This window comes from Tropicimonas marinistellae, from assembly GCF_001509585.1.
GTDB classification, from domain to species: Bacteria; Pseudomonadota; Alphaproteobacteria; order Rhodobacterales; family Rhodobacteraceae; genus Tropicimonas; species Tropicimonas marinistellae.
Window position 1 is genome coordinate 94293 of record NZ_LNCI01000007.1, and the last position, 17383, is coordinate 111675.

A 17383-nucleotide genomic window follows, 5' to 3' on the forward strand; every position below is an offset into this window, starting at 1 on the left:
TCACATTGCGTGAGCGCCAGTTCTTGGCGCCGACTTCTCAGACGCGCGCCAATCTCCCGCCGTTCGTTGAACAGTTCTAGATCATCCATACACATAAGAATGTTTGAACTTGACGTTTGGTCAAGGTCTAATGTGTCATCAGCTCAAGCCCCAACCTTCAGCGAGGCTCGAAATAGACATCCAGGCCTTTCTGTCGGATGACCGCTCAGTCGGCGAAGCCGCCGTGCTCCGTTACGTGCCTGGTCCGCCGATACCGAGCGGTGTCTTTCCCATGCGGAGAGGTCCGCTGACTGCGCAAACCAGATCTTGGGCCTTTTAGAGGAAGGTCCGGTTTGCGGACAATCCGGCCGGTCACAGCTCCCTCAAATTGATCAGGATCAATAGCCTCTGGATCTATGTTCTGTAGTGTTTCTTGCAACGGCAGACGGATGTGCATCTGGCGATCTGGGAGGGTTAGATGAAGCGGTTTGTGGCAATGACATCTGGCCTGTTGGCCGCTTTCGCGATGACAGGTTCTCCCGCCGAAGCCCAGCAATCGGCAGATAGGCACGTTCTACCGATCGCCCCTCCACCGCCGCCCGGCTACGCCGAGCTTGATGTCCGAGACACCTCCCCACCCGAGATCTTCACAGTCGAAGCACCGGACGGCGCGCCGAATGTCTTGATCGTCCTGGTCGATGACCTTGGGTTTGCCGGGACGTCTACTTTCGGCGGCCCGGTAACGACCCCTACGTTTGATCAACTGGCCGCAGAAGGTCTGCGCTTCATCGATTTTCACACCACAGCGGTTTGCTCTCCGACCCGCGCAGCGCTCAAGAGTGGTAGTAATCACCATGTGAACAACATGGGCGGTATCATCGAGACCGGCACACCATACCCCGGCAACACAGGGCAAATCCCCTCCAGTGTCGCCCCTATGGCGGAGATCCTTCGCCTGAACGGCTACAGCACTGCAGCGTTCGGGAAGTGGCATGAGACTGCAGCCTGGGAAGCAAGCGTATCCGGGCCTTTCGACCGCTGGCCGACCCGGCAGGGTTTCGACAAGTTCTATGGCTTCCTTGGGGGAGAGACGAACCAGTGGGCTCCGTTCATCTATGACGGAACGCACCCAGTCGAGCTTCCAGAGGACCCCGACTATCACTTCCTTACGGATATGACCGATCAGACGGTCAGTTGGATCAAGTACCAGAAGGCGCTGACGCCCGATAAGCCTTTCTTTGTCTACTATGCTCCAGGCGCAACTCATGCACCGCACCATGTCCCGCAAGAATGGAGTGCACGCTGGGAGGGCAAGTTCGACCAAGGCTGGGATGCTCTGCGGAACGAGGTTCTGGACCGTCAGCTCGAGGCGGGCATCGCGCCCGCAGGCACGGTGCTCGCACCGAAGCCCGAGGCGATCCCGGATTGGGAGACACTGAGCGAGGACGAAAAGACGCTCTTCACACGGCAAGTGGAGGTGTTTGCTGGTTACATCGAGATGACCGATCACGAGATCGGTCGTGTCATAAGCACGATCGAAGAGATCGGGCAACTCGACAATACTTTGGTCATCCTTGTCTACGGCGACAACGGCACGAGCGCTGAGGGCGGTAGGAACGGCATGTTCAGCGAGATGACGTATTTCAACGGCGTTCAGGAACAGGTCAGCGACATGCTGAGCAAGGCCGACAAGTGGGGTGGTCCCGAGACCTATCCCCATATGGCTGCTGGCTGGGCGGTAGCGTTCAATACACCCTATCAGTGGACCAAGCAGGTCGCCTCCGACTTCGGCGGCACCAAGGTCGGTATGGCCGTACATTGGCCGAGTGGTATCACGGCTAAGGGTGAACAGCGCGTACAGTTCCACCACGTCATAGACATCGCGCCGACGGTCCTTGAGGCCGCGGGCATTCCCGAACCGCGGGAGGTCAATGGTGCGCCGCAGCGTCCGATGGATGGAGTGAGCATGCTCTACAGTTTCGATGATGCGGATGCCGATGGGCGGCGAAAGACACAATATTTCGAGATGTTCGGTAACCGCGCGATCTATCACAACGGCTGGTGGGCACGTACGATCCACAAGGCGCCCTGGGAGGCGCAGCCGCGCCGGACGCTGGCCGATGACATCTGGGAGCTCTTCGACACTTCGACGGACTTCAGCCTTGCCAACGATTTGTCCGACGAGCAACCGGAACGGCTCGCAGCCCTTCAAACGATCTTCATGCAGGAAGCTGCCCGCAACTTCGTTCTACCCATCGACGATCGCACGATTGAGCGGGTAAACCCCGCGCTCGCCGGTCGGCCGGATCTGATGGCGGGCCGCACGTCCATCACCCTTGCCGAGGGTATGACGGGCATGACCGAGAACGTGTTCCTGAACATCAAGAACCGTTCCAAGACCATCACGGCCGAGGTTGACGTGCCCGAGGATGGCGGCAACGGGGCAATCATCGTTCAGGGCGGTCGGTTCGGCGGTTGGGCGCTCTACATCAAGGATGGCGTTCCTGCCTACGACTACAACTTCGTGGGCCTTGAGCGCTTTACCATTATGGCCAACAAACCTCTGCCCGAAGGCAACTCCACGATCCGGTTCGAGTTCGCCTACGATGGGGACGGCATGGGAAAGGGGGGCATGGGCATACTCTACGTCAACAACGAGAAGGTGGGAGAAGGACGGATCGCAAGGACACAGCCAATCGTCTTCTCAGCTGACGAGACGGCCGATGTTGGCATCGACCTTGCGACACCCGTGGTCGAAGATATTGGAGCGGAGGCCGCTTCTCGTTTCACGGGGGTGATCTCAAGTGTAACCGTCGAGGTCAGGTAAGGGTAGCCATCAACGGTCTAGTGGTGCCTTTCGCGCCCTCGCACTTGCAGAGATCGGGTGACTGCTAGTCGCTCGAAAGGCAGTCATCTGATCAAAATGGTCGGATGACCGGTAGGTCGGCATAGCGGTCAGTCTTATCGACAAGCCCAACCGAGTTCACTTGTGGTGACCTCCGAGGGGCGACGCGGTTTTTTCCAACCCTACCGACTGACGGACCACCATTTCGCACTCTTCCAGATACTGCACAGGCGCACCCGGGTTCCGCCCTTCGACTCGCGCAAGCAGCACTTCCAGCGCTTTTCCAGCCATGGTGCCGACAGGCTGTTTCACGGCGGTGATAGATGGATATGTCTCCTGCATCCAGTCGGCGTCGTCAAAGCCAACGAGCGCGACCTCCTCGGGCACTTGTAGATGGTGGCGGCGCAATTCCGAAAACACCAGCAGCGTGGAGTGCTGTGACAGGCAGAAGACCGCGCTCGGGGTAGTAGCGGCGATCCTCCTCGCATCCAGATAGGCTCCGATCGCGTTTCTCTGCATCTCGAGGTCATCGTCTGAAAGTAGTTTGTCCAGTTGTACGTTCGAGTCGATGCTGATTGCGCGCTCCGAGAAACCGTCCACGCGCAGGCGCACCGCCTTGGAGATTTGCGTTGCGCCTTGTAGCAGGATGTGCCGGTGGCCCAATCCTAGAAGGTAGTCGGCTACCGCGGCCGAGGCTGCGTAGTTGTCGGCTGCCACCGTGTCATAGCGGTCGTCGGCCGACGCACGGTCGACCAGAACCGCCTGCATGTCCAGCTCGCGCAGCATCTTCGGACCTAGGCCGCGCTCCGATCGAACCGGCACCAGTATCGTTCCAGCGACCCGCCAATCGTTCATGCGAGCAATGAGTTTGGCTTCGCGCTCCTCACTTTCCCGGCTCGAGCTAACGATCATCTCGTAGCCGGCTGTCTCGGCTGCATCTTCAAGACCGGTTGCCAGTGCGCCGAAAAATGGGCTGTCGAGGTTCGGCACGACGGCGCCGATGATCCGACGGTGCTCAATGCGCGATCCCGAGACGACTGGGTCCATGGTCCGATTCCCTGACAAAGAAGCGCACGCTGCTTAGGCCTTCGCTATCGACAGACTCGAATGCACGAAGCGCTGAATAGCGGAGCGCACGTTGATGCGCGATGCGGCCAGTTTGTTACATTTCCGGTTGCCGAACAGTATCCCTGCGTGAGCTTCAACGGCAATATAGGTATGCAAACCTAACCTCCGACGCACAGACACAAGCGATGTTGGCCTTTGCCTTGGATGAGCGATTTGGTCGCTACCTGCGCGTTGCAGCCATTAACCGGTCAGGGCACAATGTCCGGACTGACGTCACGCACAGGTCAAGGCACGTATCGTTTCGGTTTGGGTGACTGGACGCTTTCAAGGTACCTAGCCAACGCGATAAGCCGCGCCGGAATAGGCGTGACCAGCCCATTTCCGGTATCGAACTCGACCATTGGCCCTTCGCTAAGCTCTGAAACCACAGGCATGTCCTCGCGTGGGTTGGTGCTCTTCGTGTAGCCATCGATTATCGACATGACCTCTAGCATCGGCCAGATGCCGTCGCGGCGAGCGGCAATCCTGGTCAGGTCGGCAGGTTCCGTTTTTAGGTGGGCGGCTGCTTGGCCGCCTCCCTTGGCATCATCACCATGGCACTTTGAACAATAGTCTGAAAACAGCACCTTTCCCTCATCAAAACTAACGTCCGCGCTCGATTGACACGCCCACCCCAGAACGAAAACTAGTGGTGAAAACAAAAGTTTCCTCATGGTTAGCCCTGACTATTTGGCCGGTTCCGCCGCTGGGAACTCCCAGCTACCATTAAGAATCTCCGGTCTTGGTCGGTAGAGCCGGACGGTATAGTTCCAACCGTCCATGATCGGCAGACAATTGACACGCCCGTCTTCGCAACCGCCGAAGTGGACTGTCATTGAATCGTCCTCGTTGCGCTCACCCATCACCGAGTTGATGTTGTAGGCATCGAGGTCGTTCTTTTCATAGAAACCGTTCGCGTTGTAGAGGCTGACTGACCAGTACTCGTCCACGGGAATATCCGCAGGAACATCGACTTTGTACTCTCCGACCGGCAGGCCGGGTTCCACGTTGAGGTAGAACGCTTCCGACTCCGGCAATCCACCCCATCCGAAGGCCGCACCGAGGAAGTAACGGACCGGGTCTACCGTATCCTTGGGGCCAAACGTCAAAGTGCTGTCGGCATTGTACTTGGCGAGTTCTTTTGCGGCATTCAGAACCAGCTCGAAGCTTTCCTCATCATAGTTCGGAACGACGAAAGGGTTGGACGAAACGGCTTCCAGCGTCATCTCATCCTGTAACGCGTGGACTGCCGCAAGGTCATCGGGATCGGACGCGTCAACAAGGGTTCGAATGATCGCAACCACATAGGGCGTATCGAAACGGTCGATATCGAGTGTGTACGAACCACCACCCGAAAAGACATCGTTCATATAGTGATCCTGATTGACGATGTGAGCAGAAATATAGCGCTCGCCTGTCTCCGGCAGGGTTAGGGTGGCACCCTCGCTGATGTCGATCAACGCCATGCTGTACAGGACATCGCGGTTCATTCTGATCGTCGGCTGCATGTCTATCGGCGTGGGTTCGCGGATGTGGACGAGTTGGTTCACGCCGCCTGCGATAGCAAGGTACTTGCCGAATTCGATATCCGTTGCGGCACGAACAAAATTGTCCACGTTAACTATGATCTCTGCGCGGTCCAGAACCGCATACAGGTTACCTCCGCCGCCCTGTGCGAGAACTTGGCCGCAGCAAAACACTGCGCCAACTGCTGTGGAGACGGTTCTGAGCAACATTTCCCGAGTCATCGTGCTCCTCCCTGAAAAGCCTCGGCGTCCAGTAAGGATCTGCACGAAGCCAATGCATCGGAATGCGTTCCATATGGCGTCGATATCTGCCATGACACCGGTCAAATGGCGCCCGACAAATCCCAGAATCGCGGCGAAAGTGGAAAAAGGATTCTGTACCAGCATCCACCGATTTTCACTAAGCAGACATCCGAGGCTTTCAGTCGGATGCCCCCAGCGTCGGCAAATTCTCCGTTCCCGGCGCAACAATCCGCGCCCAAGACAGCCTCGCGCAATGAGGTCCGGTGACTGCGCATAGCTGCCGCTCTAGCACTTTGGGTAACGTCCGGTTTGGGTGGTTTCGCGGACCTTCGGGTCGGATCGCTCAGCTCTTACTTTCGGCCCTGACCAGACATCGCTCGGGTGGTGCCGTCGCTGCGTTGCCGCGATAGAAGCCGCCATTCGTCTCCTGTGCAGCTACGCCTTGCCGGGGGATCGCGTTGCGCAGGCCGAGTTACCTATCATTCCCATAATTATCTGAGTTCGAGTTTCGCGAAATGTACGTCCGTCGAAAGACCGTGCGGAACCATCGGTCCGCACGGGAGCCTGTTGGCCGTTGTCAGTCAGGCGCGGCCGGAGAAGAGGTCTTTCTTCACGATCGCGTGCTGGCCCGATACGGCTGCGCTGTATGGGGGCTACACCGCATAGGGCCAGCTACCCGTGTGCACCAAAGGGGCATTTTTGGAAGCCGATAGGGGGTCAAGAGTGCGTGCCGATTGACACCTGTTTTCAGCTCCGAGTCTGAGGCGTCCAGCGTGACTAGATAATGTGCAACTTCGATCTGCGCAATGTTGATTGACAGGTATCAATGCGACCTATTCTAGCAGGTTGTATTCTATCAATGCACAGTGAAGAGGCTCCATACTAGAGGGCCGTGTATCGGTGATACTGGGATTGCCGATCTTCTATAGCCGTACATGGCCGGTGGGCCGGAGCGTTCTTTGCCGTTGGACCTGGGATTCCCGGGGGGGGAGAGAACGATGGGTGAGAAACTTCCGAGCATTATGGGGCCTACGAACGCGATCGTTATAGGCGCTAATTCCAGCAAGGATTTCAGGATTCCGGTATATACAGTCCCGCCCGACCCGTTCACTCCCGGCGTGCCTAATACCGACCTCGAGGGGTGGTTCAAGGTCGATCTTGAGGAGGGCAAGACCTACCAGATCGACGTTAGGACGGAGGGCAAAAAGCCCTATAAGGGGCTTCCCGATCCAATGATCGAACTACGGAAAATCAGCGGAGATCTGTTTGATACCGGTACGAAGCTGCTTGCCGATAAGGACAGCGGTTCGGGGAACAATGCGGCCCTCTTCTTCCACAACGACCTGAAGACCGGGACATATTATTTAAGGGTCGCCAATGAGATTCCGCGACCGGGACGCTTCAACATCCAGATACGCGAACTCGACGTCGCGCCCGGGCCGGAGGATGACAAGCATAAAACGCAATCGCTAAAGGCTCCCGGTGTTCTCCATTCCGACGGCTGGGAGGGTCTCCTGGAATTCGGTCAGGTCAGCGCCTTGCGGAAAATGTTGAAGCCGCATAGTGGCCAGACAACGTCAACGAAATCGTCGATAGACTATGAAGGTGACGTGGACACGTTCCAGGTCAAACTCCAGGCGGGAGCGACATATCATTTCACGGTGAATGCACCGAAGTCCGGTCCCACCAAGGCCGTGGGAGTTGCGGCCGGCGACTGGGTACCTGAAATCACCGTCAGATCGCCCTCGGGCGTCGTGGTCGCGAGTGATGATAACGATGACTGGGACAACGTTGCGACGGCGTCTTTCCGGGCACTGGAAACCGGAACGTACAAGGTAGATGTCGAAGGCAGCCTGCCATCGAGCTTTTCGGAGGACACGCGCTTTTCGCGTCTCGCCGCGGGCGCCTATGTAGTGTCGGCCTCTGGTCCGCTGGTAATTAGCGATGTGCGGGGCGAAGACCTGATACGCGGAGCAGATGTCTCGGAAATCTTGAAGGGCCTTGGCGGCGCGGACAAAATCGACGGTGGTGCCGGCGCAGATGTTATTCTCGGCGGTGATGGCACGGACACACTTCGCGGCGGTGCCGGGGCCGATTGGATCGAGGGCGGGAACCACAACGACGTCATCAATGGCAATGACGGCAAGGATACGCTCTACGGAAACCGCGGTTCCGACGTAATTAAGGGTGATGCTGGGGCTGACACCGTATTTGCCGGTGCAGACGACGATACCGTCAAGGGCGGTTCGGAGGACGATTGGCTCAACGGTCAATGGGGCAATGACACGCTCTACGGAGATCGCGGGAACGACGTAATCATCGGCGAGAGCGGCAAGGATACTGTCTTTGCGGGTGCTGGATCCGACTATGCTTCCGGTGGCGACGGTGACGATTGGCTCAATGGCCAGTGGGACGACGATGTTCTGGACGGCGACGCCGGGAACGATGTGATCATCGGCGAGAGCGGAAACGACACCTTGGACGGCAAGCAGGATAACGACTATCTGGACGGTGGCGATGGCAGCGACCTTCTCCGCGGTGGTTCCGGCAAGGACGAACTACATGGAGGTGGGGGCGCCGACACCCTTTACGGAAACGGCGGCGCCGACACAATCGATGGAGGCACCGGCGCGGACACTGTGTTTGGCGGTGTTGACAATGATTTTGTCAACGGTGGTGCCGACGATGACTGGCTCAACGGCCAATGGGGCAACGACACCATTTACGGAAACAAAGGAAAGGACGTGATCATAGGCGAGGATGGCGATGACGCCGTTTTCGGCGGTGCCGAGGCAGACTACGTAACTGGCGGCAAGGGCAATGACTGGCTCAACGGGCAATGGGGCCACGACACCATCTACGGAAATCAGGGAGCGGATCTGGTCCTCGGCGAGGACGGCAACGACACCGTCTACGGAGGCCTGGGATCGGACTATATCTCAGGTGGCGATGGTGATGATTGGCTCAACGGCCAGTGGGGTCACGATATTCTCGACGGTGACGCCGGAGACGATGTTCTCATCGGCGAGGATGGAAATGACCTATTGGACGGAAAGCGGGGCAACGACTTTCTGGATGGAGGCAACGGTAACGACACACTCCGCGGCGGAGCGGGAGATGATTGGTTGGTTGGCGGCGCCGGGTCCGACCTGTTTGAGTTCGCATTGAAACACGAAGACGCCGGGAAAGTCAGCACGAACACGATTGCGGACTTCCAGGTTGGAGCGGACGGGATCGTTGAAAAGGGGCCGTTGGAGTTCAGTAAGATCCTGGAGCGCGACGTTGACGGAGACGGCGACCTTGACACCGAACTGACGACGTCGACCGGTCGGACGGTCGTACACTTGCTGGACGTCAAAAGCGCTTCACTAGAAGATCTTATAGCGGAGTCCCGTATGGACTGGTTCGCCGATGCGGAACTCGGCATGTTCGTGCACTGGGGCATCTACTCAGTGCTTGGGGGTGTCTGGAAGGGCGAACAGATTTACCAGGGCGACGGGGTCAACCCGTCGGGCGAGTGGATACTTCGCGATGCCCAGATGGAAGAAAGTGAATATGCTGAGTCAGCTCGGTACTTCGGGTTGAATCCTGCCTACAATCCGCGACTCCCCGACGAACCGTTGACCCTGTTCGATGCGGACGCATGGATGCGCGAGGCGAGTGAGGCTGGGATGGAGTACTTCGTCATCACGTCGAAGCACCACGACGGGTTCTGCCTGTGGGACTCCAAGGTCACCGACCCAACCAGCGGGAGCGAATATGCCTACGATATCAGCGCGACCCTATGGGCCGACCAGTTGGGTGAGTCTCCCGACCCGCTCGGAGAGTTGAAGACCGCTGCCGACAAGTACGGAGTGAAGTTCGGTATCTACTACTCGATCTGGGATTGGCACAATCCAGCCTACGACGCGACCGGAATCAAGCGCGCGGAAGACTATGTCGGCGCCAAGGACCAGGACGCGTACATCGGCTTCATGGAGCAGCAACTTTCTGAACTCATCGCTCTCTACGATCCCGACTATATTTTCATGGATGGTCAGTGGGATATCGGGGCCGATGGGTTCGGCTGGAACTACGAACTCGGGAATGCGCTCTACGATCACATTCGCGACGAAAGCCCGGATGTCGTCGTCAACAACCGCTTTGAGCATGACAACAATATGAACCCGGGAAACCGCGCACTGATCGAGGATCCGACGGCTCACAACGCCGCCGGACCGCCGATCGGCGATCATTTCACGTTGGAGCAGAAGGAGGCCCTTCTGGTTACCGTTACGGATACCGGAAAGGTCGAGATCGACCCGAGCCCTGTTGAGTCCCTTGACCCTCTGGCGCCGTACTGGATGGCCACCGTGACGATGAACCAGAACTGGGGATACAGCGCCAACGACGATGCCTGGAAAGACGCTGACGAACTATTCGACTTTGCCGAATTGGTGCAGGACAGGGGTGGAACCCTGCTTCTGAATGTCGGCCCGGACAGGGCGGGCGCAATACCAGAGCAGAGCATTGAAATCCTGGATTATTTCGAGGATATGGCGCATGCTGATATGCTCGTGTTCTGAAGTGATTGGCCTTCGGCTCATGTGGCGTTGATGATGCAGCCGCCTCCCGGTGGTATCGGTGTGCCAAGGTGGGTTTGCAAAGATCCACTTTGGAGGAAAGTAAGTCGGGAATTGCGACTTGGGTTCGATCAGGCGAAGAATACGTTTCAGGTTCACGGGGCCGATGGTTCTGGCCGGACAATTTTCGGCAATAACGTGCAGCGAGGTCAGCTGCTGGCCTTCTACGATGGCAATACCCTTGCTGACATCAATACCGGATGAAAAAACCATCTCATCGGCTCCGTGGTCACTGATCATTGTTGCCAGGGCGACGTCGTTGTCCGCGTCAAGCAGGACAATATCATCCCAGTCGATTCCAAGTACTTCGAGGTGATCCGTCTTGCCAAATGTCTGCAGTTCCCGCATCTTCGACTGCCGGCGCCGGCCATACAAATCTTATGGCTGACGGCGCTCGCTGGTTTCCGTACCCCTCATTGAAACGAATGTCTGAAATCGAGAGGTCGGCCTTGAACGCCCGGCCGATTACCAAGATCCCAACCCTGCGAAACATCTCGAGCCTCAGCGGCCGCTCCGTCCGGTGGGGGGATAAATCCGAAAAACCGCAAACGCACCGTCGTCCAGGTAGGTGGCGCTCGAAAGCTCTGCCGGAAGGATTCCCACGGGCGCTGAAGGTCTAACGTTCTCAGGTGTAGGTTGTAGGTCTGGTCATTGCCGAAAACGTGGATCCGGATTGCGGCCTGCCGTTCGTCCTTCTGCTCGACAAGCACTTCGCCAATCTGGCGAGTAATGGACGCCTCGCTGGGGAATACCACTGTCCCGTCAAAGCGGTGGTTCCGAAGCCGATTCAAGTGGGCTTTCTGGTTTCAAATTCCGCTCCAATAAGAGGAACCCTCCCCCGCCGGTCCCTTGGATGGATCAAATAGTTTCTGGCCCTCCCCCCCTCCATCGATCTCTTCGGTGGAGTGAGTCACGTCCATCTCAGCGGACAGAAAAGTCGATTTCCCGTGCCCTCGAAAAGCCGCCAGTGACATGGCTTGCGGCAAAACCCGGCGCTCAGACATTGCGGACCTTCACCTTGGACCCTTCGATCGTCGCGACCGGCACAATGCAGACGCGTGGGCGGCCTCAGTTGCACGTCCGGATCGGCAACGCGAAGCGCATCGCTGGACGGTGGGGTCGGCGCAGTGGAATTGTATCTGCTTACCTATTCCAGAAGGTCGGCCCTCCATACGCGCTCGAATTTCGCGCCTGCCTCACGCTGGACATTGCGGACCGACTCGGAATCCCGCGCTTCGTACTCGCAGATCATGCGCTTTCGGTCCTCGCTCCAGTAGCTCCGGATCCACTGGACATTGTACAGTTCGAGACAGGGCGCCATCCGCTCCTCGGTTGCGGAAAGGTCCTCCCGGCTGAGTGGCGGCTCGAAATGGCGCTCAACGATGAACTTGGGCATGGCGTAGTCTTTCCATTTTGTTGTTAGTCGTATTGGCGGGCAGCCTGGGACATTACCTGCCGAACCCTTGCCGTGAACGCCGGAGACGAAGGATCCCTGGACCATTCCAAAAGGGCTTCCGGGTCGCCCACCGTTTCGCCGAGCAATTGTACCTGCGCCTGGGCAAGGGCCCGCTCGTTGCCATTGTCGATCGCGTCGGCATAAGAATAGGCCCGTTTCGCCAGTTCGGCAGCGATGCACCTATTCCCCTTCTTGGCTTCCTTCTCCGCTGCGAGGTTCAAGGCATAGGCCAGGTGGGATTTGTCATCCGCGCGCTCCAAAGATGCCAAGGCCGTGTCCAGGGCATCTGAATCGTCCCGCGCCAGTGCCCGGATCGTCTCCGCCAGCGGCGCCATCGACCCTTCGCCTATCTTGCCGGCGAGAGTCCGGAGATCGCTGGCAAACGCAATCGCGGCCGCCGGAAGATCCCGTTCCAAAGCGATCATCGCGGCCCACGTCAGGCATTTGCATTCCCGCCAGCGATCCTCGCTTTCCCGGGCGAGTGCAAGGGCCCTGTCGAGCCTCTCGGCGGCGCTGGCGAGATCGCCCTTCCAATAGGCGAGAAGCCCCTGGCTCCAGAAGACCTCGACATCGGAGATTCCTTCCTCCTCGGAAAATGCCTGGGCATCCAGGCAGAGCTCCTCGGCTCTCGGAACGTCCCGTCCGAGTTCGAGAAGGCAGCGAGCCGAGTTGGCGAGTTGCCGGACCCGCTTTCGGGCCTGCATCCGGCTGGCGGCGGTGGCCGCGCGCGCTGTTGCCCGGCTTGCCGCCTGGAGATCGCCCAGTTCCTGATGGAGGACGGACAGAAGGTATTCGCCCTCTGCCACCTCTGGCGCCATGGCATGCTGGCTGGCCAGCGATACCTGCGTCCCGAGATCTGCCACCAGCTTGGGGAATTTCCTGGTCGAAAACCCGGAAAGCGCCAACACCAGACACCGATAGAGCCGGATCAGGAGCGATATCCGCGCCGTGCCGGGGCCGAGCTTTTCTGCATGAAAGAGCCCTTTGCGAGCGATCTCGGCGGCTTCCGGATTGGCGAGTGCGCGCAATGCGTGGTCGCCGGCCAGAACGGCTGCACGCGCGGCGAGTTCGTGACGGTCGGACATGGCGGCGTGATGCATGACCTGCGCGCCCAGTTCGGGGGTCGTCTCCATGTCGCGGGCAAGCAGATCGGCGATCCGGCCATGCATGAGCCTGCGCCTTGTATTGGAGAGGCGCTCATAGGTTGCGTCGCGAATGAGATCGTGGGTGAACTCGCACGCACCGCCGTGGAGCGACCGCATGATCTCGTGGCGCTCCAGTTCCTCGACCTGATCGAGCGCTGCCGAGACCTCGCTGCCCGACGCCTCAACCACCTTGTCCATGGGGATGCTGCGCCCGAAGACAGATGCCCATGAGGCCAGGTTGATGGTTGGTTGCGACAGGCGTTCGATACGGTTGGTCAAGGCATCATCCAGTGACGCCGATGTCTCCAAAGCCGCGTCTCGCCGCGACAGGACCCTTAGATATAGCGGGTTTCCCTGCGCTATTCGCACGCTCTCCGCAACGTCGCCCTCCGGTTGCAGGGTATGTGCAAGCGTAAGGGCGTCGTCCATTGCAAGCCCGGTCAGGGACAACCGTCGAAGTCGGTCCCCGAGGCCCGACAAGAGCGACTGCACGGCCTCGTTATCGTCAATCTCCCCTGCTCTGGCGGCCAGGCAGAACCGGACAGACGCGGTTTCCAGGTTTCGGATGAGGTAGCTCAGAAGGGCGCAGGAGGAAGGTTCCATCCATTGCAGATCATCCAGAGCTATCAAAACCGGACCGGTTTTGGCGAGCGCGGACAGGAACGCCCGGAAGGGCTCGAAATGCTGCGCCTCGGACCGGGAGGCGGATTCTCCGACGCGGTCGTCGAGCAGATCTCGCAACGCGCCTCTCAGGCCCGCTTCGAGGCCATCGACCGACAACGAGCGCAGCGCGTCGCGCCAGATTCCAAGCGGACGCAAACGTTCGGCCTCCACCGCCCGAGCGGAGAGGCGCAGGTCTCCGAAATGCCGCCCGACTTCTGACAGAAGGGCCGACTTGCCGATCCCCGGCGCGCCCATGATCAGAACGATCTCCGCAGGCCCCCGGTCCAGAGCCTCTCGGATGAGTGACAGTTCTTCCTGCCGTCCGACGAATCCGGCCGGAGCGGTTCGCTCCGACGGCAAAGCACCGACCTCCCGATCCGCGAACGCCGCGGGTGCAATCTCGACCGGCTCCCGGCACGCCCGTTCCAACGCCGGAGACGGTTCGATTCCCAACTCCGTGCAAAAGATCTTGCGGCATTGCGTGGCCTGCGCGAAGGCATCCGCGGTGCGCCCGAGCGCAAATTGCAGATCGATCACCCGGATATGGGCCGCCTCGTCAAAGGGGTTCAAACCGACCAGCTTGTGCGCGAATTCCAGCGCCTGTTTCGGATCGCGCCGGGTTCGGGACAGGAGTGTTGTCAGGAGTTGTTCGTGGAGCCGTCCCAATCGGGATCGCTCGGCCTGGCACCATTCGTGGAAACTGTAGCATTCCGACAGGTCCAGCCCGTTCAGGAACTCGCCCCGAAACAGCGCATGGGTTCGCATCAACTCTTCTGTGGGAGCGCCGTCGAACTGATTTGATACCGCTTCGACCGTCGCGAGGTCGGTCTCCAACGCATTTCGGTGCAGTTCCACGGTGTTGCGATCCGCGACCAACCGGTCCGGGCCGAGCGTCGTGCGCAGCTTGCTGAGGCTCCAGCGTAACGCGGCGCGTGGATCTTCTGCATCCTCCCAGAGCAGGTCGCACAACTCGCTGCGCGTTCGCGGCCGCTCGCTGGCAAGCAGATAGCCCAGCAGACCGCGGGTTTTTTTCGATGCGGGAAGCGCGATGTCCTGGCCGTTTTCTGAGACGCGCAAGTGACCAAACAACTCTGCCCGAAGCACAACCGTTTGAACCTTTTCTTTCGCGACCGGCAAATTTCCCGTCCTTTCAAACGCTGGTTCAAACGATCCGTTGAGAATGTCGTTGCGTCAACAGCGAAATCTTCGGGCACAGGGCCCGCACAGGGAGACAGCCAATGACCGCTATGGAATTCGATCCGGTGGCCTACAAACGCGCCACGACCCGCCAGTGGCAGAACGCCGCCAAGGCCTGGAGCGCGTGGGGCGGAACCCTTCGCACGTGGCTTGGCCCCGCGACCGAGATCATGATCGACAGTGCCGAGATCCGCGAAGGTGCCAGCGTTCTCGACGTGGCCGCGGGCGCCGGCGATCAATCCATGCAGGTTGCCGACAGGGTGGGCGCGGATGGGTACGTTCTGGCCACTGACATCTCCTCGAACATCCTCGACCACGCCGCGGCCAATGCCCGTGCCAACGGCTACGGTCAGATCGATTTCCAAGTGATGGACGGCGAAGAACTGACAACGTCCCCGGAGCGTTTCGACGCCGTAGTCTCGCGCGTCGGATTGATCTATTTCCCTGACCAGATGAAGGCGCTCGCCGGTATCCGCAGGGCACTGAAGCCGCGCGGCTGGTTTGCGGCGATTGTCTATTCGACGCCGGAGAAGAATGGGTTTTTCTCGATCCCGGTCAACATCATCCGCAAGGCCGCGCAACTGCCACCCCCTGCCAAGGGGCAACCCGGCCCGTTCAGCCTTGGCCAGCCCGGCGTGCTGGCCGACTGCCTGGCCCAGGCCGGGTTCCGCAACATCCGCGAGCGGACGATTGCGGCCCCCCTGGACCTTCCAAGTGCATCCGAATGTGTTCGCTTCGAACGCGAGAGTTTCGGCGCCCTGCACGAGATGCTGAAGGGGCTGGAAAAGCAGGAGCAATCCCGCGTCTGGGACATGATCGAAAGCGCGCTGCAGAGCTTTGAAAACGGGATCGGTTTCTCGGGCCCCTGCGAGTTGATCGTCGTCGCCGGTCAGAAATGACCCATCGGACCACCCAAATCAGGAGAAGCAAAATGCCGAACAAGATTGCCGTTATCCAGAGCCCGCCCGTCCTGCTGAAGCTGGAAAGGTCGATGGAACGCGCTGTTGCCAGCATCGAAGAAGCCGCAGCGAACGGTGCCGAGCTTGCCGTTTTTCCCGAGGCCTTCCTGCCCGGCTACCCCACCTGGATCTGGCGCCTGCGCCCCGGTGGGGACATGGGGCTTTCGGGCACCATCCACCGGCGCCTGCGCGAGAATGCCGTCGACATCGGCAAAGGCGATCTGGCCCCGCTCTGCGAGGCTGCTGCGAAACACAACATCACCGTCGTCATGGGCATGAGCGAGGTCGATGGCCAATTCAGTGGCAGCACGCTTTACAACACGGTTGTCGTCATCGGGCCGGATGGAACCCTGCTGAACCGGCACCGCAAACTGCTGGCGACCAACCCGGAGCGCATGGTCTGGGGCCATGGTGATGCCAGCGGGCTGCGGGTGATCGAGACGCCCGTGGGACGCATCGGCACGCTGCTGTGCTGGGAAAACTACATGCCGCTCTCGCGCTTCGCGCTCTACGCGCAGAACCTCGACATACTCGTCGCCCCGACATGGGATTGTGGCGAGGCCTGGCTTGCCTCGATGCGCCACATCGCACGTGAGGGCGGTTGCTGGGTGGTGTCGCTGGCCACGGCCCTCAACGAACGCGATATCCCTGCAGATTTCCCGAACCGCGAAGAGCTGTTCGGCGAGGACGGCTGGGTCTGCGATGGCGACGCGGTGGTCATGGAGCCCTTTGGCGGCCCGGTGGCAGGACCGCTCCACCGTAGACAGGAAGTTCTCTATGCCGAGATCGACGCCTCCAGGGCCGCCTCGGCACGCCGGTCGCTTGATGTGGCCGGACATTATGGGCGGCCGGATATCTTCAACCTTTCGGTCAACCGTGCGCCCATGCAGCCGGTGTCGTTCACCGGATAACCCTCTGGCAAGGAAGGAGACATGACATGACTGGTTCAACCTACAAGGGGCAATGCTTCTGCGGCTCAGTGAAAATCGAGGTCTGCGGAACACCGGAAGGTATGGGATATTGCCACTGCGAAAGCTGCCGCAGCTGGTCCGCTTCCCCGGTCAACGGGTTCACACTGTGGAACCCCGAAAACCTGACAATCACTGAGGGCGCCGAGCATGTGGGCCAATATCACAAGACGGAGAACAGCCACCGGAAGTTCTGCACCAAATGCGGCGGCCACCTGATGACCGATCATCCCGGCATGGGGCTGGTGGACATCTATTCGGCCATGCTGCCCGAGCTCGCATTCGAGCCGGGACTGCACGTCCACTATGGCGAGAAAGTACTGCGCATCCCCGACGGATTGCCGAAATTCGCGGATCTTCCCGGTGACTTCGGAGGATCCGATCAGCAACTCCCCGAATAGGACGCCGGTTGCGGGAAAAGGCAAGAAGTCCCGACCATCTAATGGGCGGCCACGGTTGATCCGTAGGTCGCCCGAAACCATCTGGTGTTTCGAACAACACCGGACATTCGTTCAGAGCGCGGCGAACTTCCGCTAATTGAATGTGCCGACTGCTTCACCGGCGGTGATAGCCTCCAAGGGGTGCTGTCATTTGTGGACGGCTCCGGTTTTGCAAGGGATTTTTTTTGAATGACGTGGATCGAAGCAGGTTGCGGTCATTTGTCCGGCCTGTG

Annotated in this window: 11 protein-coding genes; 5 read left to right on the plus strand and 6 right to left on the minus strand. The window is 59.4% G+C overall.

Annotated features, from left to right (window positions below):
• Positions 1 to 457 precede the first annotated feature (457 nt).
• Positions 458 to 2806 (plus strand): arylsulfatase, encoded by a 2349-nt coding sequence (locus ARC39_RS15690; RefSeq protein WP_068115786.1) that lies wholly within the window; start codon positions 458 to 460, stop codon positions 2804 to 2806.
• A 156-nt stretch (positions 2807 to 2962) separates the two neighbouring features.
• On the opposite strand, the gene ARC39_RS15695 is transcribed toward ARC39_RS15690, so the two are convergent.
• The 3 genes from ARC39_RS15695 to ARC39_RS15705 form a co-directional block, all read right to left on the minus strand.
• Entirely contained in the window at positions 2963 to 3871 is a 909-nt protein-coding gene (locus ARC39_RS15695) for a LacI family DNA-binding transcriptional regulator (protein ID WP_068115787.1), read from the minus strand.
• A gap of 305 nt (positions 3872 to 4176) precedes the next feature.
• On the minus strand, positions 4177 to 4605 hold the full coding sequence (locus ARC39_RS15700; RefSeq protein WP_068115788.1) for a c-type cytochrome: 429 nt from the start codon (positions 4603 to 4605) through the stop codon (positions 4177 to 4179).
• A 12-nt stretch (positions 4606 to 4617) separates the two neighbouring features.
• Positions 4618 to 5844, minus strand: a complete 1227-nt coding sequence (locus ARC39_RS15705; protein WP_236545281.1) for a DUF1254 domain-containing protein — start codon at positions 5842 to 5844, stop codon at positions 4618 to 4620.
• An 854-nt stretch (positions 5845 to 6698) separates the two neighbouring features.
• Between ARC39_RS15705 and ARC39_RS26410 the strand changes: the two genes are divergently transcribed.
• On the plus strand, positions 6699 to 10265 hold the full coding sequence (locus ARC39_RS26410) for an alpha-L-fucosidase (protein WP_068115789.1): 3567 nt from the start codon (positions 6699 to 6701) through the stop codon (positions 10263 to 10265).
• A gap of 470 nt (positions 10266 to 10735) precedes the next feature.
• Here the strand turns inward: ARC39_RS26410 and ARC39_RS26570 are convergent, their stop codons facing one another.
• The 3 genes from ARC39_RS26570 to ARC39_RS15720 form a co-directional block, all read right to left on the minus strand.
• Positions 10736 to 11077: a CIA30 family protein gene (locus ARC39_RS26570; protein WP_161470977.1), complete on the minus strand. Its 342-nt coding sequence runs from the start codon at positions 11075 to 11077 to the stop codon at positions 10736 to 10738.
• 392 nt (positions 11078 to 11469) lie between these two features.
• Positions 11470 to 11718: a DUF4242 domain-containing protein gene (locus ARC39_RS15715; protein WP_068115790.1), complete on the minus strand. Its 249-nt coding sequence runs from the start codon at positions 11716 to 11718 to the stop codon at positions 11470 to 11472.
• A gap of 23 nt (positions 11719 to 11741) precedes the next feature.
• The gene (locus tag ARC39_RS15720) at positions 11742 to 14723 is read right to left on the minus strand and encodes an ATP-binding protein (protein WP_068115791.1); all 2982 of its coding nucleotides are present in this window, start codon (positions 14721 to 14723) and stop codon (positions 11742 to 11744) included.
• Between the two features lie 101 nt (positions 14724 to 14824).
• On the opposite strand from ARC39_RS15720, the gene ARC39_RS15725 reads away from it, so the two are divergent.
• The 3 genes from ARC39_RS15725 to ARC39_RS15735 are packed head-to-tail and all read left to right on the plus strand — an operon-like array spanning position 14825 to position 17111.
• The gene (locus ARC39_RS15725) at positions 14825 to 15682 is read left to right on the plus strand and encodes a class I SAM-dependent methyltransferase (protein WP_068115792.1); all 858 of its coding nucleotides are present in this window, start codon (positions 14825 to 14827) and stop codon (positions 15680 to 15682) included.
• 32 nt (positions 15683 to 15714) lie between these two features.
• Positions 15715 to 16653 carry a carbon-nitrogen hydrolase family protein gene (locus ARC39_RS15730; protein WP_068115793.1) on the plus strand — a complete coding sequence of 313 codons (939 nt, stop codon included), beginning with the start codon at positions 15715 to 15717 and terminating at the stop codon, positions 16651 to 16653.
• A gap of 26 nt (positions 16654 to 16679) precedes the next feature.
• A complete protein-coding gene (locus tag ARC39_RS15735) occupies positions 16680 to 17111 on the plus strand; it encodes a GFA family protein (RefSeq protein WP_068115794.1) in 432 nt (143 codons plus the stop codon).
• Positions 17112 to 17383 lie beyond the last annotated feature (272 nt).